The sequence below is a fragment of the Methylomonas sp. LW13 genome (assembly GCF_016865255.1).
GTDB lineage: Bacteria > Pseudomonadota > Gammaproteobacteria > Methylococcales > Methylomonadaceae > Methylomonas.
In genome coordinates, this window is the sequence record NZ_CP033381.1 from 2530847 (window position 1) to 2554558 (window position 23712).

Consider the following 23712-nt stretch of genomic DNA (forward strand, 5'->3'; position numbering starts at 1 on the left):
TTTATTCGACCAATTCGAGCCTATTTAACCGACGCCTAAACCATAAACCGGTAGCCCAAATTACCAGCAAAATTTCCAGCACAAAGGATCTGTGCAGCAGAAAATTCAGCCACCAATCCTGGTAGACACTGGGCACCGTAATCAAGGCAAAAGGCTTGTTTACGAAGGGGGCCAGCCAGTAGATATTGGTTGAAATATAATCCAGCACCATATGCAACATACCGTTGCCGGTAAAAATCAGCGCCAACACCGGCAGCTTCTTGTGCCGGCAATGCTGAAAACACAGGATCGCCAGCGTTAATAACAGCAGCCAGACGCTGGGAAAGTGACTGAAATAACTGTGATGTGGGTGAGCGCGGTGGTCGAAACCATAAAAATAAATCATATCCAGATCGGGCGCGATGCTGCCGAGCATGCCGGCGCGCAGAAAATTTATCCCGGTGACCCCATATTTTGCAAATCGCCTAAACAGCAGCGTCGATACGATATAGCCGGCCGGAAGATGAGCAACAATCATAACTACCTCGATTTTGTTGCTCGGAACGCTGCTTAGAGCCAACGCCCCGAGCCGGTGGGATTTAAATGATTGCCGAGTTATCGGCAGCGGATTGACTCAGTCCATACCAATCCAGGCGCCGCGTGGTAACCATCGCCAGGGCTAACAAGACAAACATCAGTAAAGATCCGAGCATCAGCGCGTTATCCTCTGACTCCAACAAGCCATACAAACTTCCGAACAAGCCGCTCAGTAAGGCGCCGGCGCTAATACCGCGTTTGGCGCTGCGCAACACTGCACTGAGATAGAAGCCGATCAGTATTACGCAGGCAGCACTGGCGATTAAATACGCCAGCACAAAGTCCAAATGCTCCGACAAACTCAACAGCAGCAGAAAAAACATCGCCAACGCCAAACCCACCAAGGCGTATTGCGCCGGATGAATCGCCAGATTTTTCAGAATTTCGAACAGAAAGATGGCTGCAAAAGTCAGACAGACGAACAGGAAGCCGTATTTACTGGCTCTATCAGACAAGGAATAGACATTAATGGGTTCCATCAAACGTATACCAAAGCTGTCGTAACAACTGATAGCCTGGCACTTACCAAGACTTTCGGCGACGTTCGACGCCAGCGCATCAACCGACCATAACGCATGAAAACCGGCCTCGCCGACTTGCTGGGTTTGCGGATCAGGCAGAAATCGGCCGTAAAAGCTGGGGTGCTGCCAGGCTGAGGATAATTCCACGCGGGTTTGCTTGCCGGCCGGAATAAAATCCAGCGATTCGATGCCGCGTATTTTTAGCGTGAAAGCAAACGGTATGTTGATGGCGCCGAACTCGACCGGCGGTGCATCCAATGACACGTGCATGCCGTTGGCTTGGTGCATGGGTAACTCCGCGCCTTGTTCGAAGGCATATTGCTTGCCGCCCCATTCCATGCCCGGCGCTTCCAGTACCCCGCGCATATCTGCCAGCACGACGCTGGCGTAAGGGGTGCCGAAACTGATCTGGCCGTTATGTAGCGGCTTGGGATTGCCGTAAGCACCGGGCAGTTTCATATCGCCTTTGATGCTGACATTCAGTACATAAGAGCGCACTTTGAACAGGCCGCGCTGCTTGGTTTCCGTAGCAAGCTCGCCGGCTATATTCAGGTGCTCGGGAAGAAAATACAGCAGCCGATTATCGACACGTTCGATTTGTTCACGCTTGGGCAGTCCGTCCTGTTTGGTTTCGATAATCTCGGTCCAGCGCTCGGTGTAAGGTACAGTCAACAACGGGCCGAACAATTGCTGGGGACCGGCAGAACTGGCGGCAATGTCGCTCACCGCCTGTTGTTGGCGTTCGGCGCGTTCGCCCACCAGATTTTTTATCATGCCTATCGGTATCAGCAGCACCAAAGTCAGACCGAACATTATGCAGATCTTTTGCCAGAGTTTTTTTTGCATCGCGTTTATTCCGTGGAGTTAAAAGACGATGAACAGCATGCACCGGCAAGGTGAGCGGATGATGGTGGGAATGTGAAGCGAGGGTGAAGTGGGCAGGACTGCTGTGAGGGGTAATGCGAGGGGAAGGGCATGGCTAAGCCTTCAGCCATACCCTAAAAAGCTTAATCAATGGTTTCCACCCAGTGACAGCGCTCTTTGACGATAGGTGCGGTGTGTTCGTTAGCGATGCCTTTGGCGATCAAGGCAATCACCCGGTCGTCCGTATCGTAGCCGATATGGGCATCCATCGGATTCGCCAGTTTACCCAAGCCAAACGCATCATAAACCCTGGCGACGTTAATATTGATATTGGTGACATTCACGCATAATCGCGAATCCAGATATTTATTCACGAAATCGTGCGGAATGGCATAGCTGAGTAAATCGTTGGGGTCGCTAAACGCGATCACCGAAGTTTTCGCCATGATCCGTTCATTGTATTTGGCGCCGTCGGCTTGGCAATAAGTGTCGGCATGATTCGCCACTTCCGGTAGTGCCCGTCCCAATTGCAGCATGGGCAATTGGTTGGACATCATGTAAATAGGTATCTCTTTATTCTTTAAAACATTGGTTAATGCGGTGTAGTAGCTGGCCGTTTCGCCGTTGCCCAGCTTCGAGGCAATTTGTTGCAAGCCGTCGATAGTAATGCGGCTACCCAAACTGTGGGAGATGAAGGCGTAGCTGTCGTTGTAAAACGGTGTGACGTTCTTGGTGGAGCAGGTTTGCTTGACGTCGTCCGGCAGGTTGTTCCAGTCGCCGTGGATCATCCAGCAGAAGGATTGCGCGAATGCCGACAAAATATCCTCGCGTTTCTCTCCCAGATAAATGATAGGGTCCGGTCCGGTATCGTTAGAGAATTTTTTTAACAAATCGTTGACTTCGGCGCGGCGAAACGACTGCTCTCCGGAGTTATCGTAGGACAATACTTCTTTTTCCTTGGCACTAATCTCCGACCAGGTTAGCTCGTAAAACAGCATTTCCTGCGACTTATTAGCATCCAGATAACGGTGGATACGCAAATTGCCCAGTGGTCGCTCAAGGCCTTTTGCATCGGCCAAGCGGATATTTTTGACATTTTTGCTGGTGACGGTCAGATCAAGTTCCTTGGCCAGCTTTTCCATGAACTGGGTGGAGTAACCCGGCAAGTGGTTGCCGACTCCGTGCACCATCAGCAGCTTCATTTTCCGGTCATGCACTTCCAGCTGCGGTTTGATGCCTTCGAATTTATCGCCTTTGATTTCGCAAATGCGGGTGTCTTCCGCTTCCTGCTTTTCCAGAATGGCTTCGGTAATCCCTTTGCCGAGACTGGCGCAACCGTTTAACAGCACGCTGATCGCCAGTATCAGCAGCTTGATGTCGATTTTTTTCATGGCTTGGGTAGTGTTTATTGCTAGAGAGTGGTGGTATAGGAGCGCAGCCCCCGCGTTACGCGAATGGCTGCTGCATGTCATGCGGAGATTTTATGATAAATCCCAGTTGCTCGGGAGGCTTAATCGGGGCGCGAATTGTAAACGCTGGTAAAAATAACGTGTCGGCCGCAGCAACTGCAGCTTGCAGTGCGCGCCAGCTTATTCTTTATCGAGTTTTTTCTTGGCTGCCTCGGCTTGTGCGCCGATTTTTTCGACTGTTTCCCGATATTTGGCCTGAGCCTGATTGGCGTGGTCAGCAATGATGCCGTTATCGGTGTTGGCTTCTTTGATCAAGCATTCGAAATAATCGCGGGATTTTTGTTGCCAGGCGTTGATCGCCGCAATGCTTTTATTGTAGGCATCGATATTGCCGGCATCGATAGTAGGTGACTCGGGCACGGCGCCGCAACCGCTGGGTTGCCAACTGCCGTTGGCCAGGCTACCGGCTTGCGCGGGGTTTGCAAATAGGGTGGGCAGCAAGGCGGCGATTAATAATGTATGTTTCATCTAGCTAACTCCTTTGGTAAGAAAAAATCCAAGAATACTCAGGGTTACGAATTACAATTTGCGCAATTCAATCAGGGCCGAATTATTCCGCAACTCGAGTAGATTGCCAACGCTGGCGCTGAGCGGTTTAACTCAACATCTGCCGGATATGCTCGATCTCATCTTTAGCCTGGTCGAGAATATTGATACTTAAATCCGCATCCAGATTGCCTTTTGCCAATTTTTTATAAGCAGGCAATTCGTCCAGCTTGGGCATTTGTTTGATGTCTATCTTGCCGATGAAGCTATGCAATTGCGAAATCATGACTATGTCGCTGTAACTGGCGGTTTCGCCGCTGTCGCGGTGCCAGTTTTCAGCGTGGATGATCACGTCTTCAAAGTCGCTGGGAAAATCCCATTTGCGGATAATTTGCACGCCAATCGGGCTGCGCAATTCGCGCACCGCTTCAGCCAAGTCGCCCGGATTAGCCACAATCTCCGGTTGCCGGTCGGCGTAAGCCAGAATCGGCACCACGCCAATATCGTGAATCAAGCCGGCCAACATGGCCCGGTCCGGATCGAAGCCGGGCGTTTTATGGGCAAATACCGCACTGATCGCCGCCACGTAACTGCTATGCACCCAAAGCTCTTGCATCTTACGGCGAATCACCGGTGATTTGGCGTTGAACACCGCTTTTAACGCGAAGGCGGTAATAATGTCCTGCGCGGCTTTCAAGCCCAAACGGGTCAAGGCTTCCGGACAGCTTTCGATCTTGCGCCGGCCCCGGTATAGCGGGCTATTGGAGATTTTGACCAAGCGCGCAGTAATACTGGGGTCGATTTGCACGACTCGGGCGATTTTATTGCTGTTGGCGTTGGGTTCGTTAATTGCCCGGCGGATTTTTACCGAGACATCCGGGATGGTCGGTAACGCCAAGGAATCGGATTGCATATATTTAAAACAATCCTGATACAGACGATTTTTTGCCAGTTTGGCGGATAGCGCTTGAGAATGGGCCTCGGTCATTTACTGTGCTTTATTCGGGCAAGCGGCGGGGGATTGGTTTAAAATCCGCTGCTGCATTTTTAAACGTATTTTTAAGTATAGACACGCTATGAATATAACAGGCCCGGATGTTATCACAACCCTCAGCAGCATCAGAGACTATATTCGCTGGGCTGCCAGCCGGTTTGCCGAGCATCAGGTTTTTCTGGGTCACGGCACGGTCACGCCTTTGGATGAAGCCGCGGCGATTGTGTTGCATACCTTACATCAGCCTTACGATTTGGATCACGGCTATCTGGATTCGGTGTTGACCATGGCCGAACGCCAGGCGGTGGTGGCGTTGATCGAACGCCGTATCGTCGAGCGTAAGCCGTCTGCGTATTTAACCCACGAAGCGATTTTTGCCGGCCTTTCGTTTTATGTCGATGAACGGGTCTTGGTGCCGCGCTCGCCCATCGCCGAACTCATCGCCGAACGCTTCGAGCCTTGGGTGGAAGAAACCCAAGTGTTCAACATCCTGGATTTATGTACCGGTAGCGCCTGCATCGCTATCGCCTGCGCTTATGCCTTCCCGGATGCGCAAGTGGATGCAGTGGAATTGTCGGACGATGCGTTAGCGGTAGCCCAGGTCAACATTGAAAAACATGAACTGGAAGAGCAAGTCCAACTCTATCAATCCGATTTATTCAACGACTTGCCGGCCAAGCCTTACGACATCATCGTCAGCAATCCGCCCTATGTTGCTATCGCCGAATGGGAAAGCTTGCCTGCGGAATTTCATGCTGAGCCCGAGATGGGCTTTACCGGCGGCGAGCACGGCCTCGATCTGGTGTTGCGGATTCTGGTTGACGCCAAACGCTACCTGGCGGAGCAGGGCATCCTGATCATTGAGGTCGGTAGCAGCGCCGAAACCTTGCAGGAAATGTTCCCGGACGTGCCGTTCCAATGGTTGGAATTCGAGCGTGGCGGCGACGGCGTATTTCTGCTCACCGCAGCACAAGTCTCTCTTTATCACTCACACTTTGTTAGCGCTTTATAACCATGTCCGGAAACAGCATAGGAAAATTATTTACCGTCACCACCTCCGGCGAAAGCCACGGCCCGGCCTTGTTGGCTATCGTCGATGGCTGCCCTCCCGGTTTGGAACTGTCGGAAGCGGATTTGCAGATCGATTTGGATAGGCGCAAACCTGGCACGTCTAGGCATACCACGCAGCGCCGCGAAGCCGATGAAGTAAAAATCCTGTCCGGCGTATTCGAAGGCAAAACCACAGGTTGCCCGATTGGGCTGATGATCGAAAACACCGATCAACGCTCCAAGGATTATTCGAAAATTGCCGAGAGCTTCCGACCCGGCCACGCCGATTACACCTACCAGCACAAATACGGGTTTAGAGATTATCGCGGCGGCGGCCGCTCCTCGGCCCGCGAGACCGCAATGCGCGTTGCCGCCGGCGCGATTGCCAAGAAATATCTGTTCCAAGAACATTGCGTCTTGGTGCGCGGCTACTTGTCGCAACTGGGTCCGATCAAAATTGACGCATTCGACTGGAACGAAATTCCTAACAATCCGTTCTTCTGCCCCGATGCCGGCAAAGTTGAAGAAATGGAAAAATACATGGATGCACTGCGCAAGGAAGGCGAGTCGATAGGCGCGAAGATCGAAGTAATCGCCAGCAACGTGCCGCCCGGCCTAGGCGAACCGATTTTCGACCGCCTGGATGCCGAACTGGCTTATGCTTTGATGAGTATCAACGCCGTTAAAGGCGTGGAGATTGGTGACGGTTTTGAGTGCATCGATACCAAAGGCACGAAATTTCGTGACGAAATCACCCCGGAAGGCTTTTTAAGCAACCATGCCGGCGGCATTTTAGGTGGGATTTCCAGTGGCCAGGACATCATCGCCCGGATTGCCTTAAAACCCACCTCCAGCCTACGTTTGCCGGGCCGTAGCATCAACAGCAAAGGTGAAGTGATTGAAGTGGTCACCGAAGGCCGCCACGATCCTTGCGTCGGCATCCGCGCCACGCCTATCGCCGAAGCGATGGTCGCCATCGTCTTGATGGATCATTTGCTCCGGCATCGCGCGCAAAACCTGCATGTAAATTCAGGATTGCCGATTCTGCGCTGAATGAGCGTACCTTACTGGCGCTTATCCGGCTTTTACTTTTGCTATTTCGCCACGCTGGGCGCATTCCTGCCGTTTTGGAGTTTATACCTTAAACAAGTCGGTTTCGCCGCCACCGAAATCGGCGAGCTGACGGCTTTTTTGGTGGCTACCAAGATTATTGCGCCGAATTACTGGGGTTGGCTGGCCGACAAAACCGGACGTAGTTTACGTCTGATTCGCATCACCTCGCTGCTGTCGGTGCTGTGCTTTGCCGGTTTTTTGTACCGCAGCGATTATCTATGGTTTGCCGCGGTGACTGTGCTTTTCAGCTTTTTCTGGAATGCCACCTTGCCGCAGTTTGAAGCCGCGACCCTGTTTCATCTGCAAGTCGAACCGCAGCGCTACAGCCAAATCCGGCTATGGGGATCTATCGGCTTTATTGCCGCAGTTCTGGGCATAGGCCGGTTTCTGGATCAATTTAGCATTGCCTATTTGCCCTGGATTATCGGCAGCTTGATGCTGATGAATTGGCTGATGGCTTTAATCACGCCGGAAGCAAAGCCGCGCCTGACCCACAGCAATACTGGCGGCATCTGGCAAATTCTAATGAAACCGGAGCTGCTGGCATTTTTGCTGGTTTATATGCTGCTGCAAGTCGCGCATGGCCCTTACTATGTGTTTTATTCGGTTTACTTAAAGCAGCACGGCTATTCCGCGACCGAAACCGGTTTGTTGTGGGCCAGCGGTGTCGCGGCCGAGGTGTTGTTGTTCATGGCGATGCGGCAATTGTTGAAATGGCTCTCGCCGCGCACGCTATTGCTTTTTGCGGTATCACTCAGCGTAGTGCGTTGGCTGTTAATCGCTGATGGGGTGGATTCGCTGGCATTGACGATCATCGCGCAAATTCTGCACGCAGCCACGTTTGGGGTCGCGCATGTCGTGGCTATGCAATTGCTGTTTCAGTATTTCGGCGAACGCCATCAAAGCAAAGGGCAGGCGCTTTACAGCAGTATCAGTTTTGGCTTGGGCGGCATGATAGGCAGTCTTTACAGCGGTTATTTCTGGGACATGCTAGGTGGCCGCCTGGTGTATATCATCGCCGCCCTGGTGTGTTGCGTGGCTTTGCTGATTACCTATATCGGTGTGGCTCGGCAATCTCGCCTCGGATTGGGTTAAAATTGACAGGTTTCAGGAAAGAGGGATAGACAACGTGTTTGAAGTAATCAAAAACGGCGGCTGGATGATGGCGCCGATCATCTTGTGTTCCATCGTGGCGATGGCGATCATCGGCGAACGCTTTTGGTCCTTGCAACGCAAACGCATCATTCCCGTCGATTTGGTGCCGTACATTTGGCAATTGCATAGAGACAAGAAACTCGACGAACCGACCATCAGGCGCATTAAACTGAGTTCGCCGCTCGGGCGGATTCTGGCAGCCGGCTTATTGAATCGCAAACATGGCCGGGAAATCATGAAATCCAGTATCGAGGAAGTGGGCCGGCAGGTGACGCACGAGCTGGAGCGTTATTTAAATGCACTGGGCAGCATCGCTTCGATCACGCCTTTGTTAGGATTATTGGGCACAGTGGACGGCATTATCCGGGTGTTTTCCGACATCGCGATAGGCGGCATGGGCGATCCTGCGGTGTTGAGCGGCGGCATTTCCGAAGCCTTGATTTGTACCGCTTCGGGTTTGACCGTGGCGATTCCCAGCCTGTTTTTTCACCGTTATTTCGAACGTCTGGTTGATGATCACGTGGTGCGGATGGAAGAAGAGTCGCTGCGCCTGATCGACATCATGCAAGGCGCGCGCGAGGATATTTAATGCAATTCCGCCGCAAACGCCGTACGCAGGTCGATATCGGCTTAATCCCAATGATAGACGTGTTGCTGGTTTTACTATTTTTCTTCATGGTCGCTACCACGTTTCGTCATCACTCCGAATTGAAGATCAACCTGCCTGAAGCCCAAGGCAGCGACGCCACGGAGCAGGCTAAGACCATTAATTTATACGTCGATGCCAAAGGCACTTATGCCTTGGCCGGTGACGACAACCAGTTTCATGAGCTGGTGAATCAAAACCTGGATGGTTTGAAAGCCGCCCTGGCGCAAACCGCCGGCGAGTCCAGATTGTTACCGTTCATCATCAGCGCCGACGGCAAAGCCCCGCATCAAGCCGTAGTCAGCGCCTTGGATGTCGCCAATCAATTAGGCTTTCACCACATCACTTTTGCTATCAACCGCCCGGAAAAATAATGAACCCGAAATTAGTGAAATGGTTTGAGGACGCCTGGTACAAGGAGATGTACATCTCGGCTTGGCTGATGCCCTGGTCGATGTTGTATGTCGATGCCATCCGCTTGCGGCGCTTTTTGTACCGCATCGGCGTATTGAAAAAAACCAGGCTACCGGTGCCGGTAATCATCGTCGGTAACATTACCGTGGGCGGTACCGGCAAGACGCCCTTGGTGATCTGGATGGTCGAATTTCTGAAACAACACGGCTACAAACCGGGCGTGATCAGTCGCGGTTATGCCGGCGCGGCCAGCACCAGTCCGCAAGCAGTCACCGCCGACAGCGACCCGGCGCAAGTCGGTGACGAAGCGGTGTTGTTAGCCAAACGTTGCGATTGCCCGATTGTGGTAGGGGCGGAGCGAGTAGCGGCGGGTCGGCAATTGTTGTCTATTAACGCCTGTGATGTCTTAATCTCTGATGACGGTTTGCAGCATTACGCATTGGAGCGCGACATCGAAATCGTCGTGGTAGACGGTCAGCGCCGCTTCGGTAACGGTTATTGTCTGCCGGTTGGCCCGCTGCGCGAGCCGCAGGAACGAGTCAAACAAGTGGATTTGGTGGTGGTCAACGGCCCGGATGAACTGCTGGAAGGCGAACTGCCGATGCACTGCAAGGGCCAGCAACTGATCAACATGAAAACCGGCGAACGAAAACCGCTGGTCGAATTCAAAGGCATGGCTTGCCACGCCGTCGCTGCGATAGGCAATCCGGCACGCTTCTTTGCGCAATTGGCGGCTGCCGGACTGGATTGTCAAACCCACGCCTTGCCCGACCACCATCCGTTTACTGCCGAAGACTTGCAATTTAAAGAGCCTCGCCCGGTGCTTATGACCGAAAAGGACTCGGTGAAATGCGCCCGCTTCGCGACCGACCAGCACTGGTATTTACCTATCGATGCCGAATTGCCCGAGGCATTTTCTCAACAACTGTTAAAACTACTAAAAGACAAAGCTCATGGATAAAAAACTACTCGAGATTCTGGCCTGCCCGCTGTGTAAAAGCTCCCTGATTTACGACAAAGACAAGCAGGAATTGATTTGCAAAGCCGACAATTTAGCCTTCCCGATCCGCGATGATATTCCGGTAATGCTGGAAGACGAAGCCCGCGAACTGAGCTTCGAAGAAGCGGACGCTCTGCGTAAATGAGCGGCGGTTTCAAAGTCGTCATTCCGGCCCGCTACGGCTCCACCCGCTTGCCGGGTAAGCCCTTGTTGGACATCGCGGGCAAACCGATGATCGTGCATGTATGCGAACGCGCGCTGGAAGCCGACGCCGAGCAAGTGGTAGTGGCGACCGACGACCAACGCATCTTCGATGCGGTCAGCGACTTAGGTTTGCAAGCGGTAATGACCGATCCAAACCACCAGTCCGGCACCGAACGTATCGCCGAGGTAGCGCGGATCATGGGCTGGGCCGACGAACAGATCGTCGTGAATCTGCAAGGCGATGAACCGTTGATTCCACCGGCTTATATTCGCGATGCGGCCTTGGCGCTGGCTGGACAGGAACAGGCTGGGATTGCCACCTTGGCGGCTAAGATTTTGGACGTGGAGGAAATTTTCAATCCGAATGCGGTGAAGGTGGTGTTGGATAAAAATGGTTATGCCTTGTATTTTAGCCGGGCGGCGATTCCGTGGAACCGTTCGACTTTTCCTGACAAGCACGATATTGCGTCTGCTGCTTTGCCGCATTTGAGGCATATTGGTATGTATGCTTATACGGTGGGTTTTTTGCAGCGGTATTGCGGTTGGGCTGCGTCGCCGTTAGAGAGTGTTGAGTCGTTGGAGCAGCTTCGGATTCTTTGGCATGGGGAGCGGGTATTGGTTCGCGTAGTTGATAAGACGCCGGAGGCGGGGGTGGATACGGAGGAGGATTTGGTGAGGGTTTCAAAACAGATCATGTACTCAGCTAGTCAACCAAACTAAGCTCACAAATGAACACCTCAGCGGTTTTAGTACAAATTTTTGGGCCATTGATAAGCAATTTTTGGTGGTTGATACTACTCGCTATTGTTGTAAGTGTTCTTAAATCTCCAGTTATCAAAGGGGCGTTTGGCGAAGGACAAGTCAATTTGGCAGCGAAATTCTTGCTGGACAAAGACATATACAAACTGATTAAAAACGTAACCTTGGTTACGGAAAGTGGCAGTACACAAATAGACCATGTAATAGTGTCCCGTTATGGTGTATTTGTTATCGAAACCAAGAATATGAAGGGCTGGATATTCGGGGACGCTAATCAGAAAATTTGGACGCAAAAGATTTACCGTCACACAACTAAATTTCAAAATCAGTTACATCAGAATTACAAGCATACTCAGGCATTGCAACGATTTTTAGCGCTTGATCCAGAAAAGATATTTTCGCTCGTTGTATTTGTTGGAGATAGCTCTTTCAAAACGCCAATGCCAGCCAATGTTGTCTACGCCGGAGAATTTATTCGCTTCATAGAAAGTAAAACTCAGTTACTTTTTAGTGATAGTCAGGTTCACGAGATTTTTGCCAGATTACAATTTGGACGATTGGAACCAACTAACAGAACACATAGGCGCCACGTAGAGCACGTTAAAAATATTGTTCAGGCCAAACAGACTCGGCATCATGAAAACTCGTGTCCGAACTGTGGTAAATCTATGGTCATAAGAACAGCAGGAAACGGTGCCAATAAGGGCAAACAATTTTGGGGTTGTACTGGCTTCCCAAAATGTAGGGCGATCAAGCAAATCAATACCTAATTTTGGAAATGATCTCTAAGGTAAGGGTGTCGCTATCGCGAAGCTTGATTTAATCGGGTTCTCGCACCCGAAGGCGAGATACTTTCTTTTGCTCCGCCAAAAGAAAGTATCCAAAGAAAAGGCGGCCCGGATGCCGCTTTCATCCTGCGCGCCGAAGCTTTTATCGAGGGTCGGCAGAAGGGGCTTCCCAGCCCCTCCGCCGACGCACCGCATCCATGCGGTGCCCCTTCGGGCTGTTCTCGATAAAAGCTCCGGTGCTCGGCGCGGCATACGGGGAAACACCGTTGCTGTGTAGCAGGGGGATTAATGTATTCTCGTGGTCTTAACGCTCCCTATCCTTGCGGGAGAGGGTTGGGGTGAGGGGGAAAATTCTTGCAGCATTTGTTTGGACTCCCTCATCCTAACCTTCTCCCTGGGGGAGAAGGGATGGTTTTAATTATTACGACAGCTTTCCCGTAGGAGTGGGTTTTGGTCCCGTATTTCGAACCCGAGCATCGCAGTTTTTTGCAGGAACAGCCCGGAGGGGAGCGGCAGGGATGCCGCTCGTTGGCGAAGGGGCAGGAAGCCCCTTTTGCCAACCCCTGCAAAAAACGAGAAGCGCAGGATCAGGGCGAAATCCGGGTGTCTTTTCTTTTGGATACTTTTCTTTGGACAAGCAAAGAAAAGTATCTCGGCTGTCGGGCCGAGACCCGACATTAAATAAAGCCGTCGCGATAGCGACGCCTTGTAATTGTTATTCAAATTGGTTGAAAAACGTTCGTTCCGTAGACACAAACAATGACCATCATCAACCTCTCCCAAGAACCCCACCAAATCCCAACCCTAGCCCAATGGCACCACGCCGAATGGGCCGATCTGAATCCGGGCCAAGCCTTGGAACACCGCATCCAAAAAATGCAGGCTTATTTAAGCAACAAATTAATCCCGAGCACTTACATTTACAAACATGAAGACCAGTTGGCCGGCTCGGCAGCCATCATAGAAAGCGATATGGATACCCGCCCGGAACTGACGCCATGGTTAGCCAGTGTTTACGTGGCCCCCGAATTCCGCCGGCAGGGCATCGGCTCAGAGTTGGTAAAACATGTCATGTTGCAAGCTAAGACAGCCGGCGTTGCCAAGCTCTATCTGTTCACGCCGGATCAGGCCAATTTCTATGCAAAACTTGGCTGTACTGCAATGGCGGAGGAATATTATCGCGACCACTGCGTGACGGTTATGAGCGTGACTCTAAAAGATCCGAATGTTTAGACTTACTCCAAACCGAGAATAAATGCCCATTGCTCGGCATTCACCGGCATGATCGACAGACGGTTGCCGCGGCGCAGCAAGGCCAGATCGGTTAGTTCGGTTTTCAGTTTCAGTTCGCGCAGACTGATGTTACGCGATAGCTTTCTGACAAACTTTACATCGACCATGTACCAGGTAGGCTTGTCCGGATTACTTTTCGGGTCAAAATGCTTATCGTCCGGGTCGAACGCGGTAAAGTCTGGATAGGCTTCGCGCACCACTTGCATGATGCCGACGATACCCGGTTCGTCGCAGTTGGAATGGTAAAAAAACACCTGATCGCCGATTTTCATGTCGTCACGCATCATGTTTCGGGCTTGGTAGTTGCGGACACCGTCCCAATGCTCGGTTTGGCCGGGTCGATTAAACAAGTCGTCAATGCCGAAGGTGTCGGGTTCTGATTTCATCAGCCAGTAATTCATAGATGTCCACTTTGGGGGTTGTTGTCAGGTTTTTTTTATTTATCCCAAACTCAGACGCAATCGGCAAGCAAAATCGCGCAAAACATTGGCCGAAACTTGGGTTATGTCGTGAGTGCTTGAAGCTGTTGAACTATAGACCCCGGCGAGACTCAAGTAACCATTGAAACCGCGCTTTTTGTGCGCTAAATATTCGCCTGAACTGGTCTACACTTGACAACCAGCCGGGACCGCACTCAAGCCTATCGTGGTATAGTATCCGCACCAGTATTGTCGTTAGATAGATAGTGCTTAAATAAATACATTTCCGCTTCGTTAAATAATGTCAATTAGTCTATTTACGGAGTTTACACTGGCTTGGTTTAAACAACACGGTCGGCGTCTATTATTACGGTAGTTTTTTCCTATTTCATCTGATTTATGTCTGTTAGTATTAAAAAAAGCAAAAGACGTCGCTATATTAGATATGCGATTGATCTAAACGCTTTATTGATAATCGACCAAACTGATACACTGGAATGCCGTATTCTGGATTTTTGTAGCGGTGGATTTTATCTGGTTTTTGATAAAAGTCATCCGCAGATTGCATTGCATAAAAATATAAAAATTCGCTTTTCTATTCAATTGGAGTTCGAGCTAAAAACTTTTGAAGTAGATGCGCAAATAACGCATATTGGTTCGACGGGAGTAGGCCTTGTCACTGAACAGATGCCCGCCACCACGTTTAATGCGTTAAGAAAAATAGCAAATGTTGGATCGCTTTCCTCAACGAATGACAATTTAGATACTTCACCAGACAATTTAAATCAAGAAAATTATAAAAACACATTTAAACAATTTCTAATAGAAAGCTTGCCTTTATTAATCGATAGGTTTTTTGACTCGCTGAGCGATTGCATGGAAGCTGCGAACACGCATGCTGAGTTTTTTTCCAATCCATCGGCTTTTGACGACTTAATTACCACGCTAAAGCTGAATAGAGAGATTATTAGTAGCGAATTTTGTTGTTCTGTTATATATCAGGTTGATTATATTTCCAGTGACAACGAAAAAAACTCAGATGCTTTATATCATGATTCGCTTTCATTAATCGAAAAAGACGACTTTGAAGACTGGTTGAATATGTCGGCTACTATCAGAAAGCTTAAAAACTATTTTGACGACGAGCTTAATCTGTTAGTTAGAGAATTATGCAGGGTGTTTGGTATATTTGATAATACGGTCAATAATCCGATTGGTCCGGGGGTTTTATGTGACAGCTTTAGGGAAATATTCTTACAGCTAGAGCTGGGGAGTAATATAAAAAAGGCAATTTATAATTGCTTCGAAAAAATATTAATTATCGAGTTGCCGGGTTTTTATAAGCAAGCAGCTGCGACTTTAGCTAAGTTTGAATCCGCGCGATTGCAAATGCCCGTTCATAGTAAGCAGAGCGGCTCCGCTTTTCATACAAAAAATAGCGATAAACAGCAAGTTTATTTCAATGACTATTTGGATGCCGAACCGCTGGTCGTTCACAAAGCTATTCAACCTTTAAGCCAGGTTACAGGCAAATTACTGAACCTGTTAACTGAAACAATGGCCGTATCTACCGATACCCAGCGCAAGGAAAATACCCTGCCTCTCAATAATGTCCAGCAAGTATTTGACCCAGCGGAAGTTTTATCGGCGATTGCGAAAATCCAAAAGGATATTACCGCTAAATCTGGCCTGCATTTAGATACCACAACACTGCAAAAAAGCCTTGCCGATAAATTACAAGCTGATAATCCGGAGGCAAAATCGTTGGCCGCAAACGATGTTCAGCGCCTTGAACTGTATGGCAGGTTTTTTGATGCCTTGTTCGGTGAGCTTGAGTTTTCTAAAGATATTAAAGATTATTTGGAAAGTATTCATTTACCTCTATTGTCATTGCCCATGCAAGGTAATGATTTTCTGGATTCCGAGTCGCACCCTGCCCGAAAAATACTGAATCAACTAGCTGTTCTGGAACCTGCGATTAAAAGTAATCGGGTAATCAAAAATACGAATATAAAAAATACTGTAGAAAAAGCAATAGCTCGGATTTCCGCTGAGTCCATTAGCAATCCTAATGTTTTCACTGAAGTCGAGCATGAATTGGATAGCGTCACTAAGCAGTGGACAAAATCCAATGAAACCAACGTCAAACGTATAATAGAGCCTTACGAAGGCCAACAAAAATTGGAGGCGGCAAGGCTAACTATTCAGCAGGAAGTTGATAAGCGTATAGCCGGCCGTTCTGTACCATCGATTATTCCCACGCTACTTGGCGCTGGATGGCAAGACCTGTTAGTGATTGCCGAATTAAATAAGGAAGCTAAGCCTGAGGAAAAAGCCTCTTATCTGAAAGTAATTGACGATTTACTATTTTGGCTTTACGAACAGGATTCGTTTCTGAATATGCAATCGGTCAGCATTCATACCACACTCAAATTTATCGAAGAGAATCTAGGCACGGTTTGTCCTAACTTATTCAAACGCGATAATGTTATTGAAGAATTGTTTGCTTTACTGGTGGGTAGCGGTGTGCCAAAAGTTAGGAAGCCGATGGATACCGTCAGAATTCCCGCGCCTAGATCCATGCAGGACATTATAGAATCTGAATGGGCAGCGCAAGTTTCACAATTACAGGTGGGCGAATGGCTGATAATCTATAGAGGCTCCGAAGGTTTTGAACCGATGAAACTGGTGTGGATAGGCGATATTTTACCAATTTGCGTTTTTGTTAATCGCGATGGACTGACTAAGTTAGAGCTTAATAAAACCGAATTGGCATTACTTTTGGAAAATGGCGGAGCGAATAGAATAGAAAGCCTGGATGTGCCTTTAATGGATCGCGCGACTAACCAAATGTTGCAAAACATGCATAGCAAATTGATTTATAACGCTACGCATGACGCGGAAACCGATTTACTCACCAAAGACGAGTTTGTTAAACAGCTAAAAATCGAGCTCGTTAAACTCGATAGTACCGGCCATATCTTGGGTCATATAGAGGTTTTGGATTTTCGCGTCATTACTAATGTTTGCGGAGTCACTGGCGGCAAACAATTCTTAAAAACGCTCACGCATTTAATCAGCGAGCAGTTGCGTGATGGCGACTTATTCGCGCGAATCGGTGATAAATCGTTCGCAGTGCTGCTAAAAGATTGCGGAGCGCAAACTGCTTATGAATTATCCAAAAAGCTGTTAAAAGTCATTAGTGAATCGCGGTTTCAATGGCAAGATAAAAGCTATACCATCGGTGTGAGTATCGGTTTGGTGCCGTTCGAACAGAACAATTTTGACGTTAACGAGTTGTTGCAAAATGCCGATACCGCCAGCATGTCGGCAGAGCGTTCCGGTCCGAATAATGTTTTACTTTTTACGCATGATGACGAGAATTTAAAACGTCAAAATAAAATATACGAATGGATAGGCAATATTGACAAGGTGTTTTCCGAGAATAGATTGTTTTTACGTTGCCAAATGATTGCCGCTGTCGATGAAGCCAGTGCCAGTCATCAACATTACGAAATTTTGCTGGGTATTAAAGACGAAAACGATAATATTATTCCGCCCGATCATTTCATACCTGCCGTGGAACGCTGTAAGCGTATGCCGGAAATTGATCAATGGGTGATTACCAACGTGCTTATGTGGATTGAAAATAATAGACATTATTTCGATCATATTGATGGGTTTGCGATCAATTTGTCCGGACAATCTATTAACAGCGAAGAATTTTTAGGCTTTCTTAAAGGGATATTGGAATCAACCAGCGTGCCCACAAATAAACTGACGTTCGAAGTCACGGAAACGGTTGCAGCGGAAAGTTTTTATTTAACAAATAGTTTCATCAAGGCCATCAAACAGTTTAATTGCAAATTTTCTTTGGATGATTTCGGGTCAGGCTATTCGTCGTATTCCTACCTGAAGAACTTGAATATCGATTATCTGAAAATAGACGGGGCCTTTGTCAAAGACATATTAAATGACAAAGCCGATGTTGCCATCGTTAAATCCATGAATGAAATCGCTCATTCCCTGGGCTTGACGACCATCGCTGAATACGTCGAAAGCAATGAGATTAGAGAGGTTTTAAAAACCATAGGCGTCGACTATGCCCAAGGCTATGGCGTGCATAAACCAATGCCGCTCAGCGAGTTGGTCATCGAACCACCGCCGAGCGCACCGCTTTTTTCATTTGAAGACACTGAGTTCTGGGGCTTTTGAAAGCGGGGCGTTTAAAAGACGGCCACACTACTGTTGCCACAAACAATTGCCGCTGACTTTGGCGATTTTCGCCAAGCGCTGTTGGTGCGCCAGTTCTTCCTCGCTACTGCAAGCAATGATTTTTAATGGCGCTCTGTCGGCCGATAGTCTAACGATAGCCTGTTCGCCGCCATTGCCGGTGTGATCGCCTTCATCCAACAGGGAAGCCTGGCCTCCGGTCATCAATAAATAGACGTCCGCCAGGATTTCCGCGTCGAGTAAAGCGCCATGCAATTCGCGGTGACTGTTGTCTATGCCGTAGCGTTTACATAAGGCATCCAAACTGTTTCGTGCGCCGGGGTGTTTTTTTCGGGCGTAAGCCAGGGTATCGAACACGGTGCTATTGGTTTCGATACGGCGTTCTTCCCCGGCTAATAGCGCCAATTCGTGATTCAAAAAGCCGACGTCAAACGGTGCGTTGTGGATGATCAGCTCCGCACCCTGAGTAAAGCGCATAAAGTCTTCGACCACGTTGGCGAAGCGCGGCTTATCCTTTAAAAACTCATTCGTTATGCCATGGACTTCGATGGCGCCGGCATCAATTTCCCGGTCCGGATTCAGATAGACGTGAAAATGATTACGGGTCAAACGGCGGTTAATCAGTTCCACGCAGCCGATTTCGATAATCTTATGGCCTTCCTTGGGGTTGATGCCGGTGGTTTCGGTATCCAGCACCACTTGCCGGATTTGGCGGGGTTTTTGACTCATGGCTTATCCTATCCGCAAAACGCTTTGAGCAGTTCGCTCTGCACTTGATAAATGGCTTGATCGTCGGCGCGCAAATGCCGGTACTGGCCGTCGCTTTGCAATTGCCAGGCTTGGGCGTTATCTCTGAGATACGCATCCAGGTCGTTAAGAATTCGTTCGGCAATTCGCTTGTCGGCGATAGGGAAACAGACCTCCACGCGGCGGAACATGTTGCGGTTCATCAAGTCGGCGCTGGATGCGTAAACCGCCCAATCGCCGCCGTTGCAAAACGCATAGATGCGGGTATGTTCCAGAAAGCGGCCGACAATAGAGCGTACTTCGATATTCTCGGAAACCCCCGGCACGCCCGGCCGCAAGCAACAGACGCCACGCACGATCATTTTGATTTCCACGCCGGCTTGCGAGGCGCGGTACAGGGCTTGAATCGCCTGTTCCTCAACTACGGCATTGACCTTGATAATAATTCTGGCCGGCTTGCCTTTTTTGGCATGCTCGATTTCTCTATCAATCATCTTCAGGATGCCGTGGTGCAAAGTAAACGGAGATTGCAGCAGCTTATTCAGTTTGCTGACCTTGCCTAAACTGGTCAGTTGCATGAATACCCGGCGTACGTCTTCACCCAATTCTTTTTCGCAAGTAAACAAGCCGTAGTCGGTATAAAGCCGAGCAGTTTTAGGATGATAGTTGCCGGTGCCCAGATGTACGTAATTGCGCAAAGTGCTGCCTTCCTTGCGCAAAACCATGCACATTTTAGCGTGGGTTTTATATCCCACCACCCCGTACACCACGTGAGCCGCGGCTTCTTGCAGTTTTGCGGCCAGACCAATGTTGTCCTTTTCATCGAAACGCGCCCGCAGCTCGATGACGACCGTGACTTCCTTGCCGGCGCGTGCGGCTTTAATCAAGGCCGCGACGATAGGCGAGTCCACGCCGGTGCGGTACAAGGTTTGTTTGATGGCTAGTACATCCGGATCGGCAGCGGCCTGGCGAATGAAATCCACCACCGGCGAGAATGATTCGTACGGATGATGTAGCAAAATATCCTGCTTACGGATACTGGCAAAAATATCCTTGTTGCGCCCTAGCGCTGGCGGCACGCTGGATTTGAAGGGCGTAAATTTCAGGTCGGGGCGTTCGACCATGCTCAAGATGGTTTGCATCCGGCTTAAATTGACCGGACCGTTGGCTAAAAATAAGCGGTCCGGTTTTAAATCAAAGCGCGCCAACAAGAAATTCACGGTCTCTTCGGGACAATTACCGTCGATTTCCAGGCGTACTTCATCGCCGTAATTGCGCATCGCCAGTTCGCCTTCCACGGCCAGCATTAAGTCGTCGATCGCGTCGTCGTCGACGAAAAAATCGCTGTTGCGGGTGACCCGGAATTGATAACAGCCCTTGACCATCATGCCGTTGAACAACTCGTTGACGAACGCATGAATGATGGAGGACAGAAACACAAAATCGTAAGGCCCGCTATCGGTCTCGGTAACAGGTAATTGCACGATGCGGGGTAGGGCGCGCGGTGCCTGCAAAACCGCCCGGCCGCTGTTGCGGCCGAACGCATCTTTGCCGGTCAGAGAGATGATGAAATTTAAGCTTTTATTGAGAATGCGCGGAAACGGATGTGCCGAATCCAGCCCGACCGGGGTCAGAATCGGCAACAGCTCTTCGTTGAAATATTTTTCCAGCCAGGCTTTTTGTGCCGGGCTCCAGCGGTCGCGCCTTAAGAAACGAATATTTTCGGTTTCCAGGCAGGGGATCAGTACTTCGTTAAGTACCCGATATTGCTCTGCGACCAGTTCGTGGGCTTTGATCGAGATTTTGTCGAATTGCTCGTTAATGGTTAAGCCGTCGGAACTGACCAGATTGGGGTCCATTTCCGCCATTTGTATCAAGCTGGCGACACGTACTTCGTAAAACTCATCCAGATTGGAACAAGAAATGCATAAGTAATTCAGTCGTTCCAGTAGCGGCAGCGTTTCGTCCAGGGCTTGCGCGAGCACCCGAAAGTTGAACTCCAATAAGCTGTGTTCGCGGTTGATGTAAAGCTCGGGACTATTTAAATCGATGGATTCCATGTCGGCTGCTGGTTTGATTGGGGTCAGTCGATTATAAATGAAATTTTTTCGCCTTGGGTTACAGCGGCGCTTGAGGTCTGGAACTTGCTATAATCGCCGCCGTAAACTTAACCGGACGTTAAAGTCATGAACTTTCCAACCATAGAATCTTTTGTCGGAAATACGCCATTAGTGCGTTTGCAACGCCTGCCGGTCGCTGGCGGCAATACTATTTTGGTGAAGCTGGAAGGTAACAATCCGGCTGGTTCGGTTAAAGACCGGCCTGCCTTAAGCATGATTCAACACGCCGAAGCGCGTGGCGAGATCAAACCCGGCGACCGTTTAATCGAAGCCACTAGCGGCAATACCGGGATTGCTTTGGCGATGGCGGCGGCGATCAAGGGTTATAAGATGACCTTGATCATGCCGGACAATATGAGCGCCGAACGCATTGCGTCGATGAAAGCCTACGGCGCGGAGATTATCCTGACGCCGGCCAAAGGCAGCATGGAAGCAGCGATTGATCTGGCACGGGCCATGGAAGCGCGCGGCGAGGGACGGATTCTGGATCAATTCGCTAATCCCGATAATCCGTTGGCGCATTACGAAGGCACCGGTCCGGAAATCTGGCGCGACACACAGGGTAAGATTACGCATTTCGTCAGCTCCATGGGCACCACCGGCACCATCATGGGTACGTCAAGGTATTTGAAAGAGCAGAATCCCGAGATTCAAATCATCGGCGTGCAGCCGGAAGGCGAATCGAAAATCCCGGGTATTCGCCGCTGGCCTAAGGAATATTTACCTAAAATATACGACGCGGTGCGGGTGGATAGCATCATCGAAGTCAATCAGCTGAACGCGGAAAACACCACGCGCGCCTTGGCAGCACAAGAGGGTATTTTTGCCGGCGTATCCTCCGGCGGTGCGGTTTACGCGGCCTTGCAATTATCCCAACAAATTGAAAATGCCTTGATCGTGGCGATAGTCTGCGACCGGGGCGACCGCTATTTATCCACCGGCATTTTTCCAACCTAAACAACGCAGCGGCATATTGGGTTACACCACGCTAACCCAACCCACCCAATCGAGCACAATGGCCCACAAGAAAAAACTCCCGTTAGACCCCGTCACCGTTACCATAGAATCTTTGTCCCACGATGGCCGCGGCGTCAGCCACGTCAATGGCAAAGTCGTGTTTATCGACGAAGCCTTGCCCGGCGAAACGCTGGAATTTGTCTACACCGACAGTCGTAAAGACTATGCAGAAGGCAAAGTGGTCAATCTGATAAGCCGATCTGAGCATCGGGTCGAACCGGCTTGTCCGCATTTCGGCAGTTGCGGCGGTTGCAGTTTTCAACATGTCGATGACGCCGAACAGATCAATTTCAAAGAGGACTTGCTGCACGATCAGTTCCGCCGCATCGGTAAAGTCGAGATTCCGCAAATCTGGGAAGCTTTGACCGGCCCGCACTGGGGGTATCGCAGCAAGGCGCGGATGGGCGTGAAATGGGTGGCGAAAAAGAATAGGGTGTTAGTGGGTTTTCGCGAGCGGCGCAATCCGTTTTTAGCGGAAATCGATAGCTGTAAAGTGATGAACCCCATCGTCGGCGAGAAGCTGATCGCTTTGGGTGAGATGATCGCCGGGTTGACGGTGAAAGACAAAATTCCGCAAATCGAAGTGGCGATTGGCGATAAGGAATGCGTACTGGCGTTTCGAGTGCTGGAGCCACCGACCGATGCCGATAAACGACGGCTGCGCGAGTTTGCCCATCAACATCAGCTCAGCATTTGTCTGCAGCCGAAAGGTCCGGATACCATCGTGCCTTTGGACGGCGAGCCGGAAGTCATTCCGAGTTACGCCCTAGCCGAACAAGGCGTTAAGTTCAATTTCCGCCCGGCGATGTTTACCCAAGTCAATTATCAGATCAATCAAAAGATGGTGACGCGGGCCTTGGCAGCGCTGGAATTAAGCAAAGACGACAGGGTGCTGGATTTATTCTGCGGCTTGGGTAATTTCACCCTACCACTGGCGACCCAGGCGGGTCAGGTCGTCGGTGTGGAAGGCGACTTGCCGCTGGTCAAGCACGCTCGGGAAAATGCCAAGTTGAATAACCTGGATAATGTTGAATTTCATGTCGCCGATCTGACTAAGGATTTGAAAGACCAACCCTGGTCCAAGCAAAAATTTACCAAGGTGTTGCTGGACCCATCGCGGGCCGGCGCATCGGAAGTGTTACACAACTTGAAACACTGGCAACCGGAGCGGATTGTTTACGTATCTTGCAACCCATCCACCTTGGCCCGCGATGCCGGAATTTTGGTGAACGAGCTGGGTTACAAGTTGGTTAAGGCCGGGGTGATGGACATGTTCCCGCAAACCGCGCATGTCGAATCGATAGCCTTGTTTGTAAAATGATTCAGGGTTCTGCGGCAACGCAGCACTATCACTTTGCAGCGCCTTATTTGGACATCGCCATTGCCGAGCAGCGCCTGCACTTAGTACACGGCAGCGAGGTGTTGGCCCAATTTCCGGTCTCTACCGCTAAAAACGGCCCCGGCGAAAAAAAAGGCAGCTACTGCACGCCGACCGGCTGGCATAAGATCCGCGCCAAAATCGGTGCCGGCCTGCCGATCAACAGCGTACTGGCAGGCCGGCGGCCAACCGGCGAAATCTACACGCCAGAGCTGGCTGCGCAGCATCCGCAACGCGACTGGATTCTCAGCCGCATCCTGTGGCTGGGCGGCTTGGAACCGGGCAAAAACCGCTACGGCGATGTGGACACCACATGGCGTTATATCTATATCCACGGCACACCAGACGAATTGATGCAAGGTAAACCGGAGTCGCACGGCTGTATTCGCATGCTCAACGCCGATCTGATCAACTTATTCGAGCAGATTGCCGTGGGTTGCCGGGTGTGGATTCATGAATAAACAGC

Annotated in this window: 23 protein-coding genes; 15 read left to right on the top strand and 8 right to left on the bottom strand. The window is 50.1% G+C overall.

Annotated elements, in window-relative coordinates; genetic code table 11:
* Position 1: 1 nt before the first annotated feature.
* The 5 genes from JL719_RS11320 to JL719_RS11340 all read right to left on the bottom strand — a co-directional run bounded on the left by JL719_RS11320 (position 2) and on the right by JL719_RS11340 (position 4904).
* On the bottom strand, positions 2 to 517 hold the full coding sequence (locus tag JL719_RS11320) for a metal-dependent hydrolase (RefSeq protein ID WP_033156299.1): 516 nt from the start codon (positions 515 to 517) through the stop codon (positions 2 to 4).
* A 61-nt stretch (positions 518 to 578) separates the two neighbouring features.
* A complete protein-coding gene (gene creD / locus JL719_RS11325) occupies positions 579 to 1943 on the bottom strand; it encodes a cell envelope integrity protein CreD (protein ID WP_033156298.1) in 1365 nt (454 codons plus the stop codon).
* Between the two features lie 161 nt (positions 1944 to 2104).
* Positions 2105 to 3352: a hypothetical protein gene (locus tag JL719_RS11330; RefSeq protein ID WP_033156297.1), complete on the bottom strand. Its 1248-nt coding sequence runs from the start codon at positions 3350 to 3352 to the stop codon at positions 2105 to 2107.
* Positions 3353 to 3550: 198 nt separating this feature from the next.
* Positions 3551 to 3898 carry a hypothetical protein gene (locus JL719_RS11335; protein ID WP_033156296.1) on the bottom strand — a complete coding sequence of 116 codons (348 nt, stop codon included), beginning with the start codon at positions 3896 to 3898 and terminating at the stop codon, positions 3551 to 3553.
* Positions 3899 to 4025: 127 nt separating this feature from the next.
* Positions 4026 to 4904: an HDOD domain-containing protein gene (locus JL719_RS11340; protein WP_033156295.1), complete on the bottom strand. Its 879-nt coding sequence runs from the start codon at positions 4902 to 4904 to the stop codon at positions 4026 to 4028.
* Positions 4905 to 4992: 88 nt separating this feature from the next.
* Between JL719_RS11340 and prmB the strand changes: the two genes are divergently transcribed.
* The 11 genes from prmB (at position 4993) to JL719_RS11395 (ending at position 13272) form a co-directional block, all read left to right on the top strand.
* A complete protein-coding gene (gene prmB / locus JL719_RS11345) occupies positions 4993 to 5922 on the top strand; it encodes a 50S ribosomal protein L3 N(5)-glutamine methyltransferase (RefSeq protein ID WP_033156294.1) in 930 nt (309 codons plus the stop codon).
* 2 nt (positions 5923 to 5924) lie between these two features.
* Positions 5925 to 7013 (top strand): chorismate synthase, encoded by a 1089-nt coding sequence (gene aroC / locus JL719_RS11350; protein WP_033156293.1) that lies wholly within the window; start codon positions 5925 to 5927, stop codon positions 7011 to 7013.
* Entirely contained in the window at positions 7014 to 8168 is a 1155-nt protein-coding gene (locus JL719_RS11355) for an MFS transporter (RefSeq protein ID WP_033156292.1), read from the top strand.
* A 34-nt stretch (positions 8169 to 8202) separates the two neighbouring features.
* A complete protein-coding gene (locus tag JL719_RS11360; protein WP_020481246.1) occupies positions 8203 to 8817 on the top strand; it encodes a MotA/TolQ/ExbB proton channel family protein in 615 nt (204 codons plus the stop codon).
* A complete protein-coding gene (locus tag JL719_RS11365) occupies positions 8817 to 9248 on the top strand; it encodes an ExbD/TolR family protein (RefSeq protein ID WP_033156291.1) in 432 nt (143 codons plus the stop codon). Before JL719_RS11360 ends, JL719_RS11365 begins: the two co-directional genes overlap by 1 nt.
* Entirely contained in the window at positions 9248 to 10249 is a 1002-nt protein-coding gene (gene lpxK, locus JL719_RS11370) for a tetraacyldisaccharide 4'-kinase (protein WP_033156290.1), read from the top strand. The genes JL719_RS11365 and lpxK overlap by 1 nt, the downstream gene beginning before the upstream one ends.
* Entirely contained in the window at positions 10242 to 10433 is a 192-nt protein-coding gene (locus tag JL719_RS11375) for a Trm112 family protein (RefSeq protein WP_033156289.1), read from the top strand. Before lpxK ends, JL719_RS11375 begins: the two co-directional genes overlap by 8 nt.
* Positions 10430 to 11212: a 3-deoxy-manno-octulosonate cytidylyltransferase gene (gene kdsB / locus JL719_RS11380; protein ID WP_033156288.1), complete on the top strand. Its 783-nt coding sequence runs from the start codon at positions 10430 to 10432 to the stop codon at positions 11210 to 11212. Before JL719_RS11375 ends, kdsB begins: the two co-directional genes overlap by 4 nt.
* 8 nt (positions 11213 to 11220) lie before the next feature.
* Complete coding sequence (locus JL719_RS11385) at positions 11221 to 12021, top strand: nuclease-related domain-containing protein (protein ID WP_033156287.1); 801 nt, start codon at positions 11221 to 11223, stop codon at positions 12019 to 12021.
* Positions 12022 to 12489: 468 nt separating this feature from the next.
* The gene (locus JL719_RS11390; protein ID WP_129871388.1) at positions 12490 to 12720 is read left to right on the top strand and encodes a hypothetical protein; all 231 of its coding nucleotides are present in this window, start codon (positions 12490 to 12492) and stop codon (positions 12718 to 12720) included.
* Positions 12721 to 12798: 78 nt separating this feature from the next.
* Entirely contained in the window at positions 12799 to 13272 is a 474-nt protein-coding gene (locus tag JL719_RS11395) for a GNAT family N-acetyltransferase (RefSeq protein ID WP_033156284.1), read from the top strand.
* 2 nt (positions 13273 to 13274) lie between these two features.
* Here JL719_RS11395 and JL719_RS11400 read toward each other — a convergent pair whose 3' ends face one another.
* Complete coding sequence (locus JL719_RS11400; RefSeq protein WP_033156283.1) at positions 13275 to 13733, bottom strand: EVE domain-containing protein; 459 nt, start codon at positions 13731 to 13733, stop codon at positions 13275 to 13277.
* Between the two features lie 417 nt (positions 13734 to 14150).
* Here JL719_RS11400 and JL719_RS11405 point away from each other — a divergent pair, with 417 nt between their 5' ends.
* The gene (locus JL719_RS11405) at positions 14151 to 17966 is read left to right on the top strand and encodes a DUF1631 family protein (RefSeq protein ID WP_033156282.1); all 3816 of its coding nucleotides are present in this window, start codon (positions 14151 to 14153) and stop codon (positions 17964 to 17966) included.
* 27 nt (positions 17967 to 17993) lie between these two features.
* Here the strand turns inward: JL719_RS11405 and dnaQ are convergent, their stop codons facing one another.
* Both dnaQ and ppk1 read right to left on the bottom strand, forming a co-directional pair.
* The gene (gene dnaQ / locus JL719_RS11410; RefSeq protein ID WP_174843454.1) at positions 17994 to 18713 is read right to left on the bottom strand and encodes a DNA polymerase III subunit epsilon; all 720 of its coding nucleotides are present in this window, start codon (positions 18711 to 18713) and stop codon (positions 17994 to 17996) included.
* An 8-nt stretch (positions 18714 to 18721) separates the two neighbouring features.
* Entirely contained in the window at positions 18722 to 20791 is a 2070-nt protein-coding gene (gene ppk1 / locus JL719_RS11415; RefSeq protein ID WP_033156281.1) for a polyphosphate kinase 1, read from the bottom strand.
* A gap of 126 nt (positions 20792 to 20917) precedes the next feature.
* Between ppk1 and cysM the strand changes: the two genes are divergently transcribed.
* From cysM to JL719_RS11430, 3 genes are read left to right on the top strand one after another with little or no spacing between them, the layout of a single operon-like run.
* Positions 20918 to 21808: a cysteine synthase CysM gene (gene cysM, locus JL719_RS11420; RefSeq protein WP_033156280.1), complete on the top strand. Its 891-nt coding sequence runs from the start codon at positions 20918 to 20920 to the stop codon at positions 21806 to 21808.
* Positions 21809 to 21866: 58 nt separating this feature from the next.
* Positions 21867 to 23189, top strand: coding sequence for a 23S rRNA (uracil(1939)-C(5))-methyltransferase RlmD (gene rlmD, locus JL719_RS11425; protein WP_033156279.1), 1323 nt, complete (start codon positions 21867 to 21869; stop codon positions 23187 to 23189).
* Positions 23186 to 23707, top strand: a complete 522-nt coding sequence (locus tag JL719_RS11430) for a L,D-transpeptidase (RefSeq protein ID WP_051669876.1) — start codon at positions 23186 to 23188, stop codon at positions 23705 to 23707. Before rlmD ends, JL719_RS11430 begins: the two co-directional genes overlap by 4 nt.
* Positions 23708 to 23712 lie beyond the last annotated feature (5 nt).